The sequence below is a fragment of the Brakhagea baltica genome, from assembly GCF_052161605.1.
In the GTDB taxonomy this organism is placed as follows: Bacteria; Planctomycetota; Planctomycetia; order Pirellulales; family Pirellulaceae; genus JBKCUI01.
The window spans coordinates 6,585,400-6,610,733 of record NZ_CP197409.1 but is presented as its reverse complement, the minus strand read 5'-3'; the positions used below and the strand labels follow the sequence as shown (position 1 = coordinate 6,610,733).

1 protein-coding gene is annotated in these 25,334 nt (G+C 53.2%); it reads right to left on the bottom strand.

What is annotated here, in order from left to right:
* Positions 1 to 9: 9 nt before the first annotated feature.
* Complete coding sequence (locus SH449x_RS25625) at positions 10 to 24,891, bottom strand: golvesin C-terminal-like domain-containing protein (RefSeq protein WP_482378923.1); 24,882 nt, start codon at positions 24,889 to 24,891, stop codon at positions 10 to 12.
* Positions 24,892 to 25,334 lie beyond the last annotated feature (443 nt).

The following is a 25,334-nucleotide window of genomic DNA, read 5'->3' as shown; positions in this document are numbered from 1 at the left end:
AGCCTGGGTCTAAAGCAAGTCGTCCATTAGATCCCATTTTGCCAATATGTGATCGTTCCAAGCGGAGTCCTGCTCCGAGTCTTCGTCGTTCCTACTGATGGGCATGTGCGGTCCCATGAGTGGTTGTTCATCATCGAGTAATAGCACATCATTCGACTCGCTGCCCAAGGACTTCATCAATCGATCCGAACTGTAGACAGCAATTGCTTCGCACCAAGCATCATCAATTTCTTGTTTCAGTTCCGGTAAGCGACGCATGTCCGGGCCAAGCCGATCCAACATGACTGATCGCGCTACCTGTCGAGAATCATTGTCTTCATAGCCCAAAAGGTGACCGATTTCATGGAGAACTACGCTTAGCAAATCAAACTTTCCGTCCATACTACCGGTCCAAGCGTACAAGTTGTTCGCTACATCGCCTGCGACCAAGGCTCTCGCTAGCTCTTCGTCGTAGTACCAACCGTGCCCCGCTGCGTTGGCATCAAGGAAAATGGTATGGGAGTCGACCGAGGCGAGCCCCAAGACATCACTTGGCAGATCTTTGACGATCACTTGCGGAGGCTGGGTCTTCAGTTGCCAATTGGAATCCGCTAGGCCCCACAACTCGATTCCAGCCGCCACGAACAATTCTGCTGTCGCTTGTGACAAAGTCGGGACCGGTGGATTTGCGACCGGAGTCACATCGGCCCGCTGGGTATCAAGTCGTATGACTCGAATCGCATCCGCTTGGATTCGCCCAGTCGCGCCAGCGGTTGTCAACTGAACGATCAGAGTGTTTCCTGTGATCTCATAAGATGTTGCCAGGTCGACCCAATGACCGTGCTGATCGGAAAACGAGCCTGCCGTTAGAGCTGATGCTTGAGTTTGGTTTACCAAAACCGTCGTTGGACTGTTTCCACCCAAGACCGTAAAACGAGTATTGGTCGCTGCTAATCGGTCAGCCATCCAAGTTGTAGATATACGGTACACTCCTGGCTCCAAACCAGTGATGACCCATTCTCCCGTCGTGGTGCTACGATTGGTCGCGAACCGAGCCGTGTTGTTGACCAATCCCACACCAGCACGATCCAAGGTCGAGAAGCCGCCTTCCACGACCCGGAAAGCGGATGAACGATCGTCAAGAACTTGTGCCGTAGAGAGTCCTCGCCCCCGTAGCATGAGATTGAATGTCGCCAGCCCTGCGTCACTGCTTTGCAGAGCCAACTGATGGTTGTAGACTCTGAATAGAGTAGGCGTGAAGGTTACTGTTACATTCAGGTTACCACCTGGAGCCAAAAACTGTGGCTGGAATCCCGTTAGAGAGAATCCGGCTGGCAGTGCTCCGATGGAATGCAGGAAAAGTGGGTTTTCCGAAGGATTGTGAATTCGAATGTTGCGGCTGACCGGTACGCCGATGGGCGTATCACCAAAATCCAACACCGACTCGTGGGTTAAGCGTTTTCCACCGGAGTACAGCTCAACCTTTGGCTCGTAAAGATGGAAGATTCTTATCGAGTCGGCCTGCATCGCTCGCACGGGATCATCGTCTCGTAGAGTTACCGATAATGAGCCGCCGACGATCGTGTAGTTGCTCAACCAAGCCCAAGAGCCCAAGTCGGTAATCTCATCCGATGGAACTAACCGCTGATTGGCCAAAACGGTAGTCGCTGAACTGCCACCACTGATGGTAAACGGAGCGGTCTCGGACAGACCATTCCTATTGTTCCATGAGGTTGACCAACTCGCATACACCGCGTAGTTTCCTGGTGTCAGGTTATTGAAGGTCCAAGTGGCTACACCGCCGGTACCAACGTTTGTACTTACTGCTCGTGTTCCACCAACAGAATACCGATGTGCTTCGGTTGCGAAGTTGGTGGAGAAACCAGCAGGCGAACCGTTGTCGACAACGTACTCCATCTGGACCGTACCGGTCAGTCTAATCGCATGAATGGGATTTCCTGGTTGATTGGTGAATAGCCGCAATTCTGCGGTAGCATTGTTGGGACTAGTCGCGTCGAATCGCACATGGATCATGGTCGATTCGCCCGGCTGCAGCCCGTTTACTGAGATCGGTTGAGCTAACGAGAATCCAACTGGCAAGTTTGGTGCATCGGTAAACTCAAGGTACGCACGACCTTGATTCTCCACGCGGATCGTTCGCACCACCGCGCCGAACAAGCGAGTCGTTCCAAAATCTAGAACGCCGTTTTGATTCTGCAGCCGATTACCGTTCGACAGATCTGTTACGATCATTCGTGGAGCTGGAACGGGTGGAATGACCCATCTCTCGATTCGTATCGCATCCGCAAAAACAACTCCGGTTGGCGAGTTTTGTAATCGAACCGTCAGCGTATTGCCCGTAACAACAAAATCTTCATCCAAATCCATCCAGGTTGCACCGTTGGATTGGAACGCCTCGTCGTACGCTGAAGGACTCATTCGCTGATTCACTTGAACCTCACGCGATACCCCATTCGAGCTGATCGTAAAGGGAGCGGCTGTCGCAGCAGTTGTGGCATTTCCCCCCCAAGTCGCCGAAATACGATAGTGCCCCGGCTCAAGGTTTGTGAACGTCCAGGTCGCGGCCGCATCGCTAGTCGGTTGTGCTAGACGCTCTTGTTGCCCAAAGGCATTGCCATTAACAGACACCCCAAAACTACCTGACACTATACTGAAGCCAGGGTTGACGTTATCGATGATCGTGGTTTGACCAACCGGCGCTAGCGATCGACCTCTTAAAGAGATGGCAAACAGTGCCTCATCAACGTCATTGGTTTCGAAGACGAAATCATCTTGGAATTGGCCAATGGAATTCGCCCCGAAAACAACGGTCAAGATGGTAGATTCGCCTGGGGCAACCGTGTTGCTTCCGAAGGTTGCCGATGTAAATCCACTAGGCAAAGATGATCGCTGCAACGCGTCTAACACCAGACCATTTACTTCACGATACGGCGATGCGCTGCCGACCGTCCTAGTGTTCAGCAGCAATGGCTGATCGCCGTGGTTCTCGATGCGGAACTGGCGAGTGACCGCGTTTCCAACAGTTGTCGTACCAAAGTCCGCCGTAGAAAGCCCCGAAATGACTTCTCGGTTGATATTCAAATCAATAACGCGAATCTCCGGACTTTGAAGCCGCATTCGTTCGATTCGCATCGCATCCGTAAAGTATGCGACATTGTTCTGAACGCCCGTTGTGTTGAGCTGTATATGATAATCGTCAACGAAGATAGGTTGTGTCAAATCTTGCCAACGGGTAGCAAAGGTTTGGTAACTTGACGGCAACAATCGCTGGTCGAATATATCTTGATGACGCAAGTCGCCTTCTGCATTGTAGGCGGCGAAGTTCGCTGATCCCACTGGTGCTCCACCTGCATTCGGCCATGTAACCGATACCGCATACTTTCCAGGTGTTAAGCCGTTGACCAACCATCCTGCCACTGAATCAGGTCCGCTGACGCCGCGGAAGACATCTCCCATATAAGCGCCTCGGAACTGCTGAGTTGCTCCGCCAGATGCGGTCCAGTTTCCTGTTCCGTTGTTGAAGATCAAGGGGGCTGCACCCATCCACTCAATGGTTTCAACCTGATAGTGGTGTATATCTCCCAACCCCGAAACACTCAAAACCAAACCGTTATCCAGCACGCGATTGCCAAAGGTACGAACTCGCATCTCATCGCCAGGGAACGCGACTAGGTCGTCAATGTGCTGCCCCATATCAACGGTGCGCGGCACAGCGATTGGATTGACATAAAGCAGATCGGCATAAGGTGTACCTATAAAGTTCTCAAACGGACTGACCGCAGGCGCAGGTGCATTGCGATTGATTTGAACCGTTGGCCCCGTTTGCGTAACTGGGTTATAGATGAATTGAGGAACATCGAGTCGGTCTAGATCGAAAACGATTCCTGCATTCGCCAAATGGAAGCTGATGGAATCGTAGCCCGTTTCTTCGTTCAGGACGTCAACACCGCCCGGGGTGATGACAAATACATCATCACCATTCCCGCCGTGGATAACATTGTTGCCAACCGAAACGTCCCCTCCCGCGTTGAGGGGTACGAAGTGGCGTTGTAGATCGAACATCGACAATGGTGTTCCGAGCAAGGATCGATACGCGAGATCTCCCCACCCAGAAATCGCTTCGGGCCTAAGCATCGGTAAGTTCAAGGTAGCTTGGTAATTGAGTATTACATCGTTACCATCACCACCAAAGATCGTATCGTTTCCTGTGCCGCCAAAAATCAGATCATCACCAGTTCCGCCATGGATCGTATCATTGCCCCCATAAGCGGGATTCTCGCTGGTAACCGTGACCTGGATCAACATCCATACGCCGTCACGTACTTCCCAGGTTAGACGTCCGGTATCGCCCAGGATGATATCGTTGCCACCGCCGCCGTGGATCACGTCATCGCCAAAGCCACCGACTATGATGTCGTGACCGTTCCCCGTCGTAATCGTGTCGTTGCCGCCCAAGCTAGGTTCGATTGTCTCTAGGCTCAATAGTCGGTCTTGGCCATCGAAATAAGCTTCGCCGTTGTCCCCCATGGCAATAAATTGGGGTGGTTGGAATCCGTCCGGTTGTGGTCCGACCAGGGTATAGGACTCGATAACATCGGCTCCTGCCCCTCCCATAACCACATTGAATCCGGTTGCGGCCCGGATGGTATCGTTACCCCCGATGTGACCACTGAGCGTGCGAACGATGCGGCTTGTGAGCAAACCCGAGATCGAGTCGTAGAAGTTGAGAATCTCTCCTTCGTCACCGAGAAGCGTATTGTGCCCCCCTCCGACTTCGATCAGATCGCTCGCCGCTCCACCAACGACTACATTAACGCCACCTTGCAACTGAATAGTATCCTGGCCGCCAAATCCGTGATTGATGCTACGAGCCGTATTAAGGGTCCCATCGCTATTGAAGAACGCTTCTCCATCATCACCAAACACGACGTTTCGTCCACCACCTGCCGTGATCAAATCGCTGCCGACACCTCCAATGACGGTATTAGTTCCATCAGCTAACTCTATGATATCATCACCACCGAAAGGATCGCTGCTATTGCTTTGAATACTCAGCAGCGTACCGGTGCTTGTGAAGGTCATCGAGCCATTGTCACCCAAGGCAATGCCGATTTGGTCGGAAGATCCATTTGGCCCCGGCAAGACTCGAATCGTATCCGCTCCGCTGCCGCCAATGATGACGTTGAAGCCTTCGCTGACAATGATCTCGTCATCGCCGCTGACCTCGTGCGCAATCGACTCCATGGTCGTTGTACCATCGTCGTTCACTCGAATTCTGCCAGCGTCGCCGATAACAAAGTTGGTACCTGGCCCCAGCTCGATCCGCTCATCGCCAGCACCGGCGATAACTCGGTAGACACCAGCTCCTAGATTAAATAGATCTGCACTACCAATGGTTGGGTTTGTGCTTTCAGCAAGAATGAGCAGCCCGGCTTCGTTGAAAACCACACGCCCTTCGTCTCCGAGGATCGTGTTGACGCCGAAGCCAGCAGTGATCTCGTCAACTCCGACGCCACCGATTACGATATTCTCACCGTCGCCGACATCAATGACGTCGTTTCCGCCGATTCCGGACCCAGTCGACTCGATACTGATGATTCGACCGTTTAGCAGATGAACAGTGGCTTCATCACCGACGGCCCAAACGTTGCCGGATCCGCCTGTGATAGCATCTTCATCGGCCCCACCGATGAGGACCGCTGTTCCAGTACCTAGGTGAGTGATCGTATCACTGCCGCCGATTCCCGACTCTCGGGTGTGGACAGCACTTATGACGCGAGTATCGAAGTCGTAGTCATACGATAGCGAATCTCCATAAATGATGATCGGGCTATCAAGGCCATTGACTGCATGGCTCGTAATTGTGTCATCTGCACCAGCACCTTCGATCAAGACCACTCCCGACGTGATGGCTTCGTCTGTGATGGTGATTAAGTCTTCGTGGTCGGTTCCTCGGATCACTGACAACGGCGCCGCAAGAGCACCACGAATCAGAATCTCTGTCCCGATGTCATCCACATCGTTGTAACCGCCTAGGATTTCGATCAACAAGAATGCAGTGATCGATGAACCCAGCAGAGTGGTAATGTTGTCTCCCGCTTCCAGACGCACTCGGCCAGCCGTCGACTCGATGGAGATATCTTCGAGGATGGTGATATCGTCGCCGGTTCCCGGACTGTCGGTCGCTACGATGAGAATATCGTCAGCAGCAATGATATCCTCGCCCACCGTAACCGGACTTCGAGCAATCAGTCGAACTCTTCCTCCGGAGAGCATTCCTTGCGGGCTCCCCGCGACCACCCCCCCCACCTCGAGATCACCGGTGTTTACAATAAAAGTAGAGCCGGTCGTAGATTGTCCCTCAACGTTGCTGATGATGGTTTCAATCGGGATCAGATCCTCGCCAATGTCTTGCGAGGCGAATAGGAACACGCGACCCGAGAGAATATTCTTACCATCGGGAACTGCGACACGATTGAGAATTCTGCCCGATAGTGCACTGATAAATGCGGTGGCTTCACTTCCTGTGCTGACGGTGTTCAGCCGGAGGTCACCAAGCAATTCCGAAACGTAAGTATTGCCCAGAAGACTGCTCGTTGTCACCAATCCATCGGCAGAGTAACTGCTGTCGATTTGAAGCTCATCACCCGCTGCCCCGATACCGCCAAATAACGCATTGAGGGTGATCGAGTTACCTCGTACGTCCAGTGCAGGACCATTTGTGCCAACAATCGACAGATGGCTTCTGAGATTCACATCACCTTGCGGGGCGTCGATGAATCCGATTCGCATATCACCAAAGACTTCCCACAAGTGAACATCGTGAGTTGTGCTGGTAGCGGTGATGATGTGGGTGTTGGGGTGATCGGTCTTAAGCCACTGGCCAAGTGCTCCGATAGAGCCTCCCGCTGCACTGAGGACGATCTCTTGTCCGGACTTTAGATTGTTGAGATCCCCTCCGAGGTTGTCGAGTATCGATCCTGCAAGCGTGGTCAAGTTGATCGCACCCGAGCGAGAGAAGACGCTATCCACGTTCAAGTTGCCGACATGCTCGACAATGTAAACACTCTCCTGAGCTCGAGCAGTAAACGACGCATTAGGAAGTAGATTCAATCGAATGGGTAGTAGCTGCGTTCCAATTCCTCCCGTGGCAGCTTCGAGCAGAAGATCATCGGATAGAATCATGGCTGCGTCGGGATCGACGGCACCATTGGCAATACCTCCGCCCGTTTTCACGGCGAGGATTCCGCTGGTTTGGATATACTCGATCGAGAAATCGTTTTGCGATCCGATAAAGACCGCATCTCCTGCGACTACATGTAAAGTACCCGATGCCGTTATGTTAACATCATCCCGCTGACCGACTTCGATGGCCGTGATGACGATACCAGGCGCGTTCGGATCGTCGGCCACCGGTGTAATGGTAACCAATCGGTTCGTTTCTGCGACGGTCGCGGAGCGGTGTTCGATCGTAAGCGTATCGCTAGTCACATCAAGGATTCGAACGAACGCTTGATTTTCAGTGATATTGCCGGTGTCCCCTTTGACGCGTACGAACAAACCAGCTTGGAAGCCATCGGCTAGCCAATCGCCACCATCATTTCGAATGATTTGGTCGCCATTAACTGCGTCACGAGTGAAGTTCATCGTGCCGGTTACGATTGTTCCTGCTACAAAGACTACGTCCGTTCGTTCCGCAGCGGCTAATGCCACTCGCTCATCGTTGGTGAGCTGTAGCGGGCGTGGCGTTACATCGATAATGATTGGTTCGCTGTAGGTGCCTACGCCGCCACCGAGCGCCATGACGGTAATGTTTCGCCCAATCAGATTATCGTTTTCTATGACAACTTGCGTACTGGTGACTTCTTTCATCAAGCCAGCACCGATTGTGTTCAGCAACTCCTCTTCGGTCCAAACCTTGATACTTCCGACCAGGGTGTCATGTTCAACATCGCTGAGGGTGTAGGAAAAGTTCTCGATATAAGATGCGGTCAAGTCACCTGCATCGTAGCCACCACGATCATAAGCTGCAAAAGTCGAATGCAGAGTTAGGTACTGCTGAGTCCGAGAATTTTCCAGGGTGGCGATCGCGTTGTCGATGTAGGCTTGCAAGTCAGCGCCCGTGAGCCCTTGTGCGGTCCCCTCAGATTCATAGAACGACTGGTAGAAATCGAGTTCGCTTCCGGTAACTGCGATGGTATGGCTAGGATCGAACTCCGTTGGATCGGCTTGCGTGTTACGCCACTTCCAGTAGGTGTGATACTCGCGGGTCTTACTCGCGGCGAAAGTCTCGAGGGTTTCGGTTATTTTTGCGAGGGCGCCGGATCCTTCGGTGAGACCGAGATCTGACCAAACGCCGTTGAGTAATTCATTGTAGGTTCGCTCGTCTCGTATGGCGAAATCGTTGGCATCGATCAATCCACCCGAAACGATAACGAGACCGATATCGCCAATGGTCGAAATAATCTGATCGACATGCATGTTTCCTGCTGTTTCGACCAGGAAAATACTCTGCGTTGCAGTTGCCCCTACTTTGTTCGAGGTCAAATTACCACTGTCGATTCGCAGATATCGATCTTCTGCACCAATGCCCGCTGTTCCACCATCTAGATAGATCGATCCACCTATGATGTTGTTGTTGCCAGCATAGTGAGCGGCCGAAACAATACCGCTCTGCGACCCCACTTGCACCAAGCCTCGATTGGTCGAGTTGATGTTAATAATTGGCAGCACACCGCTAGCTTGATAGATATCGATTCGCTGTGGTGCCGATGCGGAGACACCAGCTTGCGGTGCACTGCTATTCACATTCGTTCGAACGTCGCGAATATTGGCCCCTGCATTGAGCACAACTTGGCGTCCCCCGATCGTCGCACCGTCATTGGTTTGAAGAATCGAGGCGTTAGAGGTTAATGTTGTCAGACCAGTCGGGTTGAGAATAGGACCCTGGATTAGGATATTCCCACCGGCGTTGGAGGTCACACTGACATTACCTTCTTGAGCTCCGAACATCGTAATCTGAATCGGGCGATCAGCACGGAACGTATGGGTGCTTACGGTTTCCTGCTTAATCTCATCCACCCAAGTTTGATACTCGGTTTTCTTGCCGTACCAAGTGCTGGTTGACCACTGTCGAGTCTTATAGGATCGAGGTGGTTCCAGGTTATTTACCTGTTGGGAATGGGTGTAGTCCCCTAAAGCAGAGCCGGCCTTGTAGAAGTACGAACCAGCGGGTAACAGTCGGGGCTGTTCGAGCACTTCCGTATTGGGACCAGTGCGCACGTTGCCAGGGTCGGCGGCTAATGCATCGATGCCGAGCCAAGCGGAGCTACCGTAAGTGGTAGTCGTTCGGGTCGCCGTTTTCATACCGACCGAGAATCCGTATCGCCAGTTGGCATCGGGCTCGTAGGTACCGCTTTCGGTCACAAGAGTTGCGAGCGGGTTGGACGGAGTTCCCTTGGCTTTATCCGCGATCAACAATGTACCTGCACCTCGCTGGGAGGCATCGAGGCGATCGATGGCAACATCGAATGGTGTTTGATTATCGATTTGGATGGTGCCATAGCCATCGAGCACTCGAATCGAACCGGCTCCGGTGCTGAGAATGTGACCTGTCAGTTGGATGTTGCCGCCACTGACACGCACTTCGCGGACCACAATCTTGTTTTCAACTCGGTCATAGAAGAGGGTAAAGTCTAGATTGGACTTGCTCAGCTTGGTCAGCCTTGGACCGGACGGGTTTCTACGAATATTGTTGATCTCATTGGTTACAGATGCATCGAGCGTCATCGAGTAAACATCTTTACCGCTCTGGATGATACCGTTGATATTCAAAAACTCAGCACTGATGATAACTGTATCGCCGAGCAAGTTGATTTGGTTCGACTGCTCAAGTATTTTGTCGAGGGCAGCTTGAGTGTTGTAAGCACCGATACCATTGCCCAAGCTCTTGAGTTTGCCGTACGGATCCCCTCCAACACTGTAGCTTGTCAAGCCATCGATAAAGACGCTTCCCCCTGCGATCGTTGTTACGTTAGCGGCACGGATACTGGCTCGATAGATAATGTCACCGCGTTGATTGAACGCTGTGAAGCTGCCAGAATAGTTGGTGACATCTCCCTTAACGACGATGGAGGGATTTGTGTAATCGTCATCAACGATGAGATTAGAATCAAAGGTATTGGTTAACGTAATCGAAGGCAGGATGGGATTACCATCGCCATCGGTCAGTGGTGCCACAGGGGGTAGTGCAGCAAAGTTTGCAGACCCGTTGGGATTGTTTAGGTCGTTGAGACTCGCGTTGGTCCCTGTCCGAACACCATTCAAGAATAAGCCTCCGTTGGCTTCGGGGATCGTGACGCCCAGGATGTTCAATTGGGCAGGTGTATGATTGATGACATTGACCGACGCATCGCTCGGGGCATCGATAATGCCACTTCCTGTCAATTGGTCTGCTCGAACGTCGATAACTCCCGCTTGTGCCCAGATCGGATTGACGTTCACGCTCATGACGTAAACTTCACTAGCGGTTAGCGATCCGTCGGCTTGGATTACAGCGAGCCCCTTGGACAGCAATTCTGTTTCGATCCGACTGATTTCTGTCGTGTAAAAATCACGCAAAACGGTATTGGTATTGCGATACAGTTCGAGATTTACTCGAGCAGCATCCAGTTGTTGCATCAACCCTGACTCAAGGATCTCAGTACCGAAATCAAAGCTGATTCCGTCGCTTGCAGAATAGGTGGTGATCACTCCCGCGTCACGATCCCAACCGGTCGGTATGCCGTCCATACCTACGGCTCCCAGAATCAATTCTTGGTGTCGATGGATTCCAGTCCGCAGGGTACCCTCCACCTGTACGACCCCATATGCCTCTGCAAAGATGGAACCACCGAGCATTTCTTGACCACCTAGGGCCGAGTTCAAGGCACCAGAAGCCGCACTAAGCCAGTTAACGGCCTTGGCCGTGCTGCTCATATCGGCCAACCCGAGACGTTCTGCGTGCAGTCGAATATCGCGAGCCGATTCCAACAGAGAGCCAGCGGCAACGTTGATAGTGTTGAATTGAATGAGGTTGGATTGAGAATCGATCGAATCGATCGGGATGGCACTACCGGCGAAGGTGTCCGTTTTGGCATCCAAGGCGTAACGATCTCGGTTGAAATCGATGCTGGTCCCCGCTGCTAGATTCAAGTCGCCGAAGGCACGCAGTGTGGCGTTGGCTCCAACGTTGACGGTATTGTGCGGAGTGATCTCGGAGATCGAATTCGCAATGGCAACAGTGGCAGCACCAAAGGTCTCGGCATTCGTTTTCGTTTTGACATCACCGGTACCGCGTGCAGAAAGCAAGATATCGCCAAGGCTGGTGAGGGTTGCTCCCGTCCCAATGCTGACCTGCGAAACGTTTGCATTGTTGCGAATAATGCTGTCGGCACTTGCTCCCGAGAAAGCTCCACCGGTCGTGAAGTTAACTTTGTCCCTAGCAAAGATCTGGTTGAGCGTGCTGAGGCTTATCGAACCAGGCTGAACGCGCGAACCCGTAATGTTCAGCGTTGCGTTGCTACCTACGGTGATTTGCGTGTTGAAATCGAAGTTGGAAACACTCTTGGCACTTGCACCGCTGATCAATCCGCCCGTCGTACCCCGAATGTTCTCGGAATCCATATCCGGCTTGGTCGAGCTACTCGATGTGTCAACGCGAATCCCGGCAGCGTTGATCGTAACGGAGCCTCCGATTGCCGTAAGAGTTGTCGCGTTAACGGTGTTGTTCACTCGTGCACCGGCACCTGCCAATAAACCACCAGCGAATGTCCTGACGCGACCATTGACCTCGGAATCTCCGTGATTGGTAATATTCAGATCACCCGTGAGGTCAATCACAGAACCGTTACCAATCGTGACGTTCGTAGTACCATTGTTGACCGTTGTAGCACTGGCGGATGCACCTGCCGCAATACCACCACTTCCCGCAAAGGTATCAGCGAACTGGGCTTGGGAGTTGTCTGCGGTAATGGAAAGTGAACCTCCCGTGAACGTGACTCCTGTTCCGATGGAAGATGTCACGCTCGACTGGTTGTTGACCCGAGCCGAAGCGATACCGGCGGCTAGCAAACCGAATGCATAGCTGTCGGCAGTGACAACGTGATCTCCCAAACCAGTCGATCGCAAGGATGTCGCACCGCTGACCATCAGTGTTGCACCATTGGCGATGGAACTCGTAACGTTAGCATTGTTATTCACAACACTTCGAGTCGAATCGACCCCAATCAATCCACCGCTCGAACCTGTCGTTTTTACGCTAGAGGTTTCTCCGCTGTCCGGCAGGTTCAGCATGGATCCAGCGTGAAGGGAGCGAGCGTTGACGGTTCCACTTATGGTGGTCGATACAGTGGGTTGGACATTGATGGTGGCAGAGGAAACGCCGACGGCCAAGGCTCCCGCGTTGACCCCGAAACCGTTCGCAACTCCTTTGGGGGTACTGCTTGATATCATTTCGATATCACGTGCAGTTACCTGCGAACTGTTGATCGAGCTCTGGACGTTACCATTAAAATCGACTCGGGCAACCGATCCGCCCGCAGCAACGGAAATAATTCCAGCCGCAACATTTAGCGTACCGACGACCGCGCTTGCGTTTGCCGTTTCTAAGGCATTGAGTTCCAAATCACCCGAGATGACGACTTCCGAACTCGTGATGAATGCGGATGTCGTGGTGTTGATCGTATTGATCGAATTGGCTCCACCACCACTCGCAGCAGCTAGCCCCGCTGAAAGACTCGCCGCTCTCGAGCTAGCGACGATGGTCGCGTTCTCGGTTGCTTGGATTGAGAAGTCATCGACCACTTCACGCCAAACGTTGGTGTCGAAGTAGTCTTGTGAACCAAGCGCGACCGACGAAACATTTGTCCAAAGGTTGGTGTTCGAAAAATCTTGGATGCTTAGATCTACGCGTGAGACATCACGCCACAACAACGCATTGAGGTAGTTCTCCGTTGACAGATTGATCGACGTGGGGTCAGTACCAAGAAACTCATAGGCAGCTCCTCCCACTCCCAGCGTTGGATCGTAGGTTACGGCCAAGCGAACGCGATCGCCCGGTCCGATGGTTTGCGTTCCGTTAAGCGAGAAGTAGTTGTCTGGAATTCCATTAAACCGGTAAACGGCTCCGACACTTCCGCCCGCTGTATGTCCCTGCGAGACTCTGACGAGTTGTCCTTCGTTGACGAACACCGAGCCAGCAGATGACTCATGATCGGTTGCGAGCCCTAGAAACTCATAGATGGCTCCAGGTCGACCAAGGTTCGGGTTATAGTCGCTTGCTGCTCGTACACGCTGGCCGACCGTTAACGACTGAGTCCCGCTGCTTGTACTAAAGTTGGCTGGATTCTTAAGTGTAGCATTCTCGATGTAGGCTCGAGTAATATTGGAAATGGTGTTTTCAGCTAGCGAAACGCCAACGGATACCGCCGCCCCAACTGTCAATGCCGCTGCCAACGATGCCGCTTGTGCATCAGCGGTTATGGTGGAGTTATCTTCAGCAATCAACGAACCACCGATAGACGCGATTCCCGCCCCTATACTGTTCGTGATTCGAGACTCGATGGTTTGCCCGATCTTGTTAACGGTGCCTACCCCCGCACCGCTAGCAGCGCCGCCGAAACCGCCGATGGCAGCCGCCGCTGAACCAGCATTAACCGTGGCAATGATTGTCGCGGTTGAAATGGCCGATTGATTCAATTCTCCATGAGCAATCAGCGAGGCATTATCGATCCAAGTTCGAATGCCCGCAGATTGAACGCTCCCACGAGCATCGAATCCAATAAAGTTGTTAGCTTGTGCGGCACCGATGGAAACACCGACTGCAACGCCCCCACCAGCGAGTGCGACAGAGGTCGCGAAGACTTCCGCTCGAATGGTAGAGGAACTGGTTGCTGAGATCGTAACATCACCTTGAACAACCGCTTCGGTATTTTCCAGATAGGCACTCACATCACTCAATATGACATTCGTCGCACCTGCCCCAGCACCACTGATTCCAACTCCTAGCCCACCGACTGCGGCGGCGATCGAGGCGGCTTGTGTTTCGCTAACGATGGTTGCATTTTCGGAAGCTTGCAGCGTGAGACTTCCATCGCGAGCAAGCAATCCCATGCCCAAACCACTTACGAACGCCGAGACATCGTTCGCGATTTCATTGTAGGCAACAGCCGCACCAACGCTGATGCTCACCCCAACGGTCCCGAACGCAGCAGCCAACGAGGCCGCACCCGTCTTGGCCTTGATCGCGGAAATATCATCCGCGATCAATACGATTTCCCTCGCTTCGATACGAGTATTAGCATCTCCATCGATTCCCGCATGAACGTGGGTTGCGATACGATTTTCGGCACCGACTCCAGCACCACTCAACGCGACACCTGCAACGCCCGCTCCCCCAACAGCGATCGAGCCAGCAAAAACCTCGGCTTCGATCGTTCCTCGCGAGATAGCGGTCTGATTAAGATGCCCAAACGCATCAACCGAGGTGTTCTCTAGATAGGCTCTTACCTGCGATTGACCTGCCAACAAGTCGACTCGCTTCCATAGTTTGGAATCACCGTAGTCCATGGCACGCAAATCGATGGACCCAGCTTGATTGGTCCCGACATATTCGTAGACTTCGTCGACACGAACACCCGATTGAATCTTGACTCGGGTTCCTAAAGTTAGGCCGTTGACGGTGGCCCCGGAAAGGTGATTGAAACCTACCGTTGCAGGACTGTAACCGATAATGTTGCGTGCTAAACCTACGCCGATCGATGCTCCGATCCCTGCTGTGCCACCTACGCCAGCTCCCACCGAAGCGGTTAGTACAGTAGCATTGATCGTAGAATTACTGTCGGCTGCAATGTCAATGTTGCCTGCGCTGGTAAGACTGCTGTTCAATGCAAACGCATTGGTCGAGGCATTGATGATATTGTTTGCATCCGCTCCCGCACCAGAGATACCGATGCCAGCCGTCCCCCCTAACCCCAACGCCAATGAAGCAGCCCCGGCGAAGACTTGGATCGAAGAAAGCTGTGCAGCATCAACAGTAATTCCTCCAGTCGTCGACTCGACGGAGCTCTGTTTGATCGAGGCTTCTACAGAGGTGTTGATAACGTTCTTGGAATAGGTCGCCCCGACCGAGATTGCTCCGCCCACGGTTCCACCGATTGCTGCCGACAACGAGACTGCTGCCGCATAGGCCGTTATAGTCGAACGATCTGCCGCGAGCACCTCTACCGATGCAGCGGTCACTTCTCCTATCGGCCCGCTTGTTCCATAGTCGATGGTTGCGACAACGTGGGAGCCGATGCGGTTCTCGGCATTGACACCCGATCCGCTAGCGGCGATTCCAGCAGTTCCGCCACCACCAATAGCGACCGATCCCGAAAAGACGGTCGAGCCAATCGTCTGATCAGCAGTCGATATGACACTCAGCCCGTTGCTGACATGGACGTCGGATTGACGAACAGCAGCCACGATCGAAGCGGTGCCAGTCTCATTGTTGTCTCCCATGCCGATGTTATTCTGAGCGACCGCAACTCCGATCGATGCCCCTACACCATTGCTACCACCAATGCCTGCGGCGATGGAGGCTGCCACGACTGTCGCTTGAATAGCGGCGGTGCTGGCTGCACTAACGTTCATGCTACCAGCAACCGTAATTTCCGATCGATCGACGATCGCTTCTGCTTGTGTTTGTACACTATTGATCGCGATAGCTCCGGCTCCGCTGAAAGCGATCCCCGTTTGACCACCAATACCGATCGCGAGCGAAGCTGCCACCGAAATGGCGCTGATGCTGCTTCTTGAAACTTCTAAACGGGTCGGATCTACAGCCGAAAGCTTTAACGTGTAACTGGTGCCGTCGCCTGTTACCAAAAGCCATGACTTTCCTGGCTCGAGGATAGATAACTTGAGCTCTGGGTCCACCCGCCTCCATATTGCGGTATTGCTGTAGTCTTGGGTGCCGAGGTCCCGCGACTGAGTCGTTCCGATGTACTCGTACATATCGCCGCCGATACCGCCCGAGCGGTACCCACGTTCCAGCAACACGGTTTGCCCGCTCTGGATGGTTTGCGTGCCATCACCCGTCGTGTAGGTCCAACCTCCTCGCAGTCGATCCACTGTTGGCAGCTTTTCGCCATTTGCACTTAGAGTCGCTGCTAAATGACCGAGGATGATCTTGTCAGCCGCCGCATCGATGGCAGCTTCGTCTATGAGCGTCGTATCGCCGTTATCTAGGTCTTGGACCGAAGCATCGTCGAGCAGTGCCGCGGATAGTGAGTTCGCGGCGAGCGAGAAGTCGAACAGCGGAGCTGCACGGCTGATTGAAGAAACGTATAGGTCGCCGCTCCGAGTTGCTACGATACCATTGTTTGACATCGTGGCAGACGCCCCACCGGTCAAATCGTTAAAGGCCAGTGACAATCCGATCGACCCAGCGATACCACTCTGGCCAGTAACCGAAGCAGCAATCGACGCAGCACCTGCGACCGATCCAATTCTGGCTGCCTCATCGGCTGTGACATGGATAGAATCCGCGATGATCGCAGGTAGAGTTGGGTCCGCGATAATGACCGGCGTGTTCGTAATCGAAGCACGAACGTTGCTCTCGATCGTATTGACGGAAACGACCCCGGCGATGCTGGCACCGAAGCTGGATTGCGATCCGACTCCGATAGCGACCGCCCCTGATAGAACTTTAGCACCAATGGTGGAAACGCTGTCGGCTGTCACACTGAGGTGACCTACGATGTTCAACACAGTTCCATCAACCGATGCGAGAGTAGAATACTCCGACGCTCGAGTGCTAGCCAGTTTCCATCGCTTTCGATCCTCAAAGTTCTCCTTGGTCAAATCGATGACTTGAGGTGGGCCAAAATGGATGAGCCCTCGACCGACGAACAGATAAACGTTTCCTTGCAGAGGCCCAGCCAGGATGCGAACCTTTTCACCTTGATCGACGGCAGCCGCTGTGTTGTTATCGGTAAAGTCGTGGTCGGTTTGGTCTGTGGTCCATCCAATGAAATTCTTGGCGACCGAAAGCCCGAGTGCGAAGGCAGGAGATTTGCCACCACTCACAGCGACCGATCCCGCCACTGAACGCACGAGCGACTCAATTCTCGACGCGTCATCGCTACGAATCGTCGCGTCACCGTCTGAATCGATATTGCCGCTGACGTGAATCGCACTACCAACGATTTCAGCAACTGCGGAACCCGCGAGGTAATTGACACCGATAGCCCCCCCACCACTGACCGCTTTGGCCCCCGAGGCACTCACAGCCAATCCGATGGCTGTCGCTGTGGTCGTAGCGACAATGGCACCCCGTCGATAAGTCGTGACGAGAAGATCACCACCCACGGCTGCCGGAGCGGCTTGGGTGCCTGCATTCACGATCTTAGCGTTAACATTATTGTCGAGCTCGTTTCGTGCCCAAGTCAATCCGACGGCGACACCGCTGGAATCCCCTGTCCCTGCACCAACGGCGATAGAGCTGGTTTGGACATCTGCGATCACTCGGGAATTGTCGTTCCCAGAAACTGTCAAGTCGCCTCCAGTCGTGAGAGATAGTGGCGAATTGATCTGAGCTTGCGTGTCGGTCGCGACGGTGTTCAAGGCGATTGTTGCACCGACGTTGAGGGTATCACTCCCTCCCGCTGGTGTGACCGAAAGGGTTTTGCCCGCGTATGTGATCAAGGCATCGATCGCTCCCGATGCGCGAGCATTGGTACCGACGGATCCCGAGGCATTGATCAAGGAATTGTTGATCAACGCAAAGGTCTGGACAGGATCTTTGGTTGCGAGCAAATTGCCTGCGATGACGTTGACCAAGTTCGAAAGGAAATTCTGCGGGATGTAACCAACCGTGTTGAATGCAAGCGTCACTCCGATGCCGTGCCCGTTGGCTTCAACGGTACTGGCGGTCGTGGCGCGGATACGGGCCGCATTGGTCGCTTCGACCTCGATATCGCCAAGGCTGGCCCCGTGGGCAGATGCGGTAAGAGAACTACGTTCGACGAGAGCCTTGGCAGAAGCTTGGACAGCGTTCGTTGCGACGATAGCGTTCAGAGCAACGCTGGCACCCTCACCAGCCATGCTGCCGCCGCTGCTCGTGACAGTGGAGTCATTGTTGGCGTTGATGGTCGCTCGTTCGTTAGCAATAACAGCTAGGTTACCGTGTACCTCAACTGTGTAGTTATCCAGCAAAGCTTCGACGCCGGTACGAACCGCGTTGCGAACGAATAGGCCACCGAAACCGTGCGAATCTGACGAGGTGCTATTCAGGCTTAGGCCAGGAATCAGATCGGTCGGTTGAATGCTGGGCAAGGTCTGCCAAAGATTGGTGTCGTCGTAGTTGGTCGTCGCGAGATTGATACTCTGAGTAGGACCAATATACATGTATAGTTGTTCGATCTGACCATTCAGCTTTCGCCACAAAGTCGTATTGCTATAGTCGACGATGTCTAGATCGACCCCTTCCCAGTCATCAGCACCGATGTACTCAAAAACATCTCCCTTGGCGGCATACTCGGTGTCAAACTCCAGCAGAACTCGCTGACCGCGACTGAGCACGTCGGCAAAATCGAACGAGGTGTAGTCGGCATCATCACGCAGAACGATCGTTAATGGAGACAACGTCTGTACACCAGAGCGGTCTGTGAAATCGTAGCCGATCAGATCGGCGATCGCGTTGAACACGAGCGAAAGGCCGCCATCGTTAGTGGTCGAGGAGGTGGCTAGGAGTTTCGTGTTGGCAGTGATGTTGGCTTGGTCGTTTGCCTGAACGATAAAGTCGCCACCGTTCGCAGTCGCTTGGCCATTACCACCATTGGGCTTTTGAATCGTCGCTTTCGTATCAGCCAAAACGACGTTGCTGGAGAGGATCGCGCCTCCCGCCTTGCCGCTTGCTCCCGACAAGGCACCGGCATTCGAGGCGACTTCGTTCGAGACTAATGCTCGGATTGTTGCGGTTGCATCGGCAGTCACCGAAATTCCACCACCAGCGACCAACGGCGTATTGGTTACCACAGCGTGGACTTTGGAGGCGTTCTCGCGAGCGAACCAATCACCTGCGAAAAGAGCGTCAAAGGTCTGTGAGAGAATATCCTGTGTTTCGTAGCCAATCGTGTTGTATGCCAGCGTGATGCCGACGCCGGTGTCCCCGGTCTCTACCGAGGATTTGTTGCGAGCTACCAACAACGAAGAGTTTTCGCTGTGAACGATAATGTCACCATCGGTCGTTGTGATGGTTCCATCTGTAACGAGTGCTTCCGCACTAGACAGAACAAGATTGACTGCGATGATTCCATTCACAGCGAGCGAAGTGCCGCTCCCCGTTTGGCTACCCCCCGACGAAGTAACAGATGCATCGATTGCCGCTGTAATCGCTGCTCGTTCGATCGCTTGAACCGATACGTCATCCACTGCTGTAACGGTTGTGTTCGTTAAATACGCATCGACACTGCTTCGCACATCGTTACGAATAATGATTCCACCGACGGCGGTGGAGTCGGAATCAGAGATGTTTCCAGTTGATGGAATCAAACGAACTAGTGAGACTTCGCGCCAGTACCCCGTGTCGCTGAAGTCGGTATTGATTAAATCAAGGTCCGCTTCTTCACCCATGTATTTGTAGCGACTGCCGCCATTACCACCAGCGGAGTGCCCCCGCGTCAATCGTACAGTATCACCAAACTGAACTGTTTGGGTTCCATCACTGCTGAGATAGGTAAATGGGGTTGGATCGAGCCCCATGAGGCTGTTTTTTGCGATCGACAGTCCGCCATCGTTGATCGTTTCGCTCGAGGCAACCATCTTAGTGTTGCTGTAATTGCCAGCCCGATTCTCAGCCAGGATGTCGACAGAACCACCAGCGTTGACAGTAGGATTGCTGAAGCCATTGGCGAACTCGATTCCGGCTTCTGCCTCGGTAATAACGCGGTTGGCAGCTAGGATAAAGCTCGCTGCCTTGCCACTTGCTCCAGTGAGAGCACCTGCATTGGAAGCAACCGAGTTGGTGACGCTCGCGTTGAGTTCCGCAAAGTTATCTCCAACGACGCTGACGTTGCCTGACACATTGATGGGCGTGTTGTTGACTTTCGCTTTGACTTCAGCGGGAGCATCGATCAATAAATCGGAATTGATACCAAGCAAGGTATCCACCAGCGTTCCAAATAGATTCAGCGAGCGAACACCGAGCAAGTTGAATGCGGCTGTAACGCCCGCGCCGGTATCTCCCGTTTCCACTGATGCGTTGAGCGAGGAATCGATTCCGCTTCGATTCTCTGCGAGTACACTCAGGTTTGCACCGCCACTTATCAAACTAGCATCAAGGTCGACGACAGCACTGCTCAGGACGATGTTTGTTGCAATCACGCCGCTAATAGCGAGAGAGGTCCCCGCGCCTTGATTGCTTCCACCACTGCTAGTCACGAGGGACGATGTGGTAGCGATAATGTCCGCTTGTTCCAAGGCTGCGATCGAGATGTTGCCGATTGCGTTGACATGGGTGCGATCGATGGTGGTCGTCACTTCGCTTCTGACATCGTTTCGAATCAAAAGCAAACCAGCGCCTATGGAATCAGATTCTGTGACATTTCCAAAATTCGGCAGGAAGTCTTCGATCGCAAAAGTGACGCGGGTCCATCGGGCTGCGTTCGAATAGTCTTCGGTGCCGAGGTTAGCGTTGGTGGCGACTCCAATAAATCGATAAAGTCCGCCAGGTACCCCCCCGCCTGTGTAACCGGGCGCGATGCGGACCGGTGTCAAAGGGGACACAAGTCGCGTACCTGAATTGCTGGTATACGTGTACGTGTTTTCGAATTGACTGAGGAAGGTTGCCAGGACTGCATCTTCCCCGAGGTTAGTTGTTTGAGAGGTCGATTCTAATGTCGTGTCAGAGAGGATTCCGGCCCGATCTCTTGAACGAATCGTGATCGAACCACCAGCCTCCATAGGGCCGTGATTCAAGTTGTTGGTGGTTAAATAGCTAGAGGTAAAATCAACGGTAACCGAAGCTTCGCTGTCGACCATATTGCTCGCTACGATTGCGGCAGCGGCCATTCCGCTAGCACCGGTAAAGGCGGCAGCATTCGACGCCGTCGCGTTGGTGACCTCCGCAGTCAACATCGCGTCATTGTGGGCTAGTACAGAAACATCGTTAGCAGCGGAAACAGGTGAGTTCCGCATCCACGCTTTCGCACCAACTGGGGCATCGCCGCCTAAGATGGTTCCAAAGATCGCTTGAAGCGTATTGAACAGCAAATTGTCCGGTGCATAACCGAGTCGGTTAAAGGCGAGCGTAACCCCAGCAGCCGTATCGCCGGATTGTGTACTGCTCGTATTGATGGCTGTGAACGATGCCGTGTTTTCCGCAACCAGTTGGAAATCGCCTTGAGCGTCGTCCGGATCATTCCCTGCTGAAGTCGTCGTGATAGAGCTATTGTTCGTGTAGGCTTCACTAAAACCAGTCATGTTATTGGTAACGATGACGCCGTTGATCGCGAGCGAAACCCCATCGCCGAATTTACTTCCTCCGGATGAGCTGACAGTGCTATCAGTTCTTGCATCGAGGTTCTGATTCCCCGTGGCGGAAATGGTGATATCGCCAATCGAAGATGCTGTAACATACGACAGATAGGCCTTTACGTTACCGTCGACATCGTTGCGAACAACCAAGCCTCCCACGGCGACGGAATCGGAGTCGGACACGTTCATTCCGGCTTCAGGCATGTTAAACGGTTCCAGCTTCTTCCATAAACCATAGTCGGAATAGTCGGTTGCGTTCAAATCGACCAGGGCGGCTGTACCCATGTATTGATAGACCGCTTCGGCTTCGAAATTGTCTTCGTCTATCGCATTGGCGGGTAGTTCATACACCGAAGCCACTCGGACTTTGTCTCCAAACACGAGGTTCTTAGCCCCCGAAGTACTGGAGTACTCGTATTGCATAATCAACGAGGTCAGGAAATCGCCGAACAAGCTGCTGCCACCATCATTGGTTGTGGTCGAGTCCGCCAATAAACTAGTATCCGATGTAATCGATGCCGAGTCGTTTGCATCGACGGTAATGTTCCCACCAGCTTGCACGATTCGATCCGAAGCAGGGGTGATCCCCGAGCTGTCGATGAAGGCGGTGACATTGGACGCGACCATATTGGAGGCTATCACACCTCCGATGGCTTTACCGCTAGCTCCCTCTAGAGCGGACGCAGCTGAAGTCGTTGCATTGCTGACCGTAGAGTTGATCGACGAGGTTGAACTGGCTAAAACGTCCACATTCCCCGCTGCAACCACCTTTGTGTTGAGCAATGAAGCATTGGTCAATGCAGGTTGTTTAGTCCCGATGTTGCTAGTCAGAATGGTGTTCATGGAGTTGAACAACGCGTTCTGCGGAACGTAACCAATCGTATTGAACGCTAACATCGCGCCGCCAGCTGTATCCCCCGACTTGGTGACACTGTTGTTCGCCGCATCGACGATGGACGTATTGGTGGCCGAAACGTAAATGGCCCCGTTGCTATCTCCTGCTGCGGTCGTGGTGATGTGACTATTCGTGATAGTAGCACTGGAATAGGTCAATACACTATTGGTAGCGATCGTACCGTTGACTGCTAGGCTGGTGCCTTCGCCAAAAGCACTGCCTCCGGACGATTCCACGGTCGAGTCAACCGTCGCTAGGATGACGGCATTCTCAATCGATTCGACTTGAACGGAACCAGCATCGACATTGGCATTCTTGATCGTAGCAGTAGCGCCACCACGAACATCATTGAAAGTCACCACGCCACCAACAGCCACCGAGTTGCTGTCGTCTACGTTCATGACTTCAGGGAAGATCGCCGTAGGAGGAGGCAACCAAAAGTCGAGATCGCCAAAATCGGCGGTGCTCAGATCAAAAGTCGTCGGATTGCCGTCCTGATCAAGCCCTGTACCGAGATAGGTATAGACCTTGCCCGATTCCCCGCCACCCGTGTGTCCCTTAAGAACTCGTACTTTCGAGCCAAAGATCAATGCGGCCGTTTGATTCGATGAAACGAAATCGGAGGGCAAGAAGTAATCGATCAAGTCCGGTAACAGCAAGGCACCGCCATGATTGGTAACAATGCTGGATGAAACTAGTTTTGTGTTCGCATAGATTTCGCCATTGTCTTCGGCAGAAATCTCAAGATCGCCACCCACTAGAACTTGTCCCAAGCTCGGTAGGCCTAGAATCTCATAGTCGTCTGCAAAGTCGAGATGGGCAAAGGTGTAAGCATTGATGTAGTTGGTCGCAACAACTCCAGCAGCAGCGGAGCCAGCGGAACCAAAGACCGTCGAAGCGATCGATTCCGCCGCGTTGCTTACCGTGGAATTGATGCCGATACGTGACTCTGCATCGATCCGAAAATCACCAACGATGTTGATCGAGGCGTTATAGACGCGGGCCAAGATTTCGGCAGGTGTTTCGCTACGGGTCTCTGGTGCGAGGGCTTGCGCGGCACCGAGGGCCGATTCCACGAGCCCGGAGCCAGCAGCAGCGTTGTAAGCGATCGAAGAACCTACGGAGAATCCCGAGCTAGGAAAAACTTCGGAAATCGTACGAGCTGCTAAATCGCTGGTAGCCGTGAGAATGGAATCATCGACTGCCGACACGCTGGCTTCTGTTGCTTGAAGGGAACCGCCAGTTATTGCGGCACGCACGTTGCCGATCAGCAGGTTGGAAGCATAGGTTCCGCCGAGCGAAATGCTAAGATCGGAGATTGGCGAGCTTTGGGCGATAGAAACCGAGGAAACGTCGGTAAGCCCGATCGTTTTTCGATTGGCTTCGATCCTAGTTCCCGCCCCGCCACCTATGAATTGAGAGAGTACGGTATCGGTCACTATAACTTGCGTATCACCGATGAAGGTGTTTCTCGCAGAGCTAGCGTCCATCGCGAAGGGGACCAACCAGCTCGATAGATTGAGCGATAGGTCAGGGCTGATCGCATCCGCTCTAACATTGTCGACGGCGCGAATCGAGAGGCTGTTGCCGGCCGTGATTTGTGTGTTTTGCCCGGCGGTGCCAACGGTGATCGACGTATCGCCAACAATACGATTGAGGGCTGCTACTCCAGAGGCGGAGTAGGTCGTTCCTCGCTCTGCAAGCAAGTCGACGGATTGCGTGCCGTCAATGGTTGCGCCAGGCGAAACGATGATGGTCGCCGAGTCGGTGAATCGGTTTTCGGCGCTGCCGGTGAAGGTGCTTCCCGTGGACTCAATGGTTCCACTTGTAGTTGCATGAACGATGATACTTGTGGCGCGAAGATGACCTGACACAGTGACACCGGCTACTACGGACCCTGTCTGCGAGACATCAACACCACTTACTTGAGAGGTGCCCAGATCAGCTGCTGCGTTGAGTTGCAGTCCCGTTCCACTCGACAAATAGTTGCCCGCCCCAACCAAGATCGTTTCTGCGTTGACGATCAAGTTGCCGGTAACGGCGGTATGGCCCGTGAAGCGCACATCATCAGTGCCAGCCAGACCATTGACGGTGATCGAGGCCGGGACGACGTCGTTGAAGTTCCCGTTTGCGTCAACGGTTGTCACGGTCGAAAAATCGATCCAGAGACTGTCGTCGCCGGTAGAGCCTGCGATTGAGACGTTTTGTGGAGTTACCGACAGCAGGAGTTGTTGCAATGGCAACGCCGGACTAGATCGATCCCGCAACGACAGCCTGTAGTCCGCACCTTGCTTTTCGGCGGTAAGCAAAAAACCTTCTACTGCTGGATGGAGGCTAAGATCGAAATCCACAGCCAGCATTTGCCTTTGCTCGAGCGATTCCATCAAGGAGCGTCGTACACGCGACCTACTTGTCTGCCGTTCGGCAGAACGATTCATCGAACGAATTTTTCTTTGGCGAATCACGATCTGCCCCCGGCGTTGAAGGTTGGAGTATTTACAAGATCTAGCGGCGAGATTGCTAGCTTTGCGTCGGAGATAGGGCGAAAGGCTGTCTGCTGACAGCACTCAAGAAAGAGAGAATGACGTGAAACCCCAACAATTCGTCTCGTAAGCGAACTGAACCCAAGGTAATTGGTGGTTGCGTTTAGACTGCGCACATCCTGTGCATGGTCTCGAATCGTCATTTTTTGCCCCGCTGAATGCTTCCTTGCAAACGAGAATTTCGCGGAATTTACTAAAGTTCTGCGAATGCTGCTAGAGCGCATTAAAACAGGGGATCTGGGAAGGGTGAGAATGGATGGCGAACTAGGCTGAAATTTAGGTACACTGGGTGAGGTTGAGGGGCGGGTTATTCGTTTCCCAGTAGCAATTTTTTAACA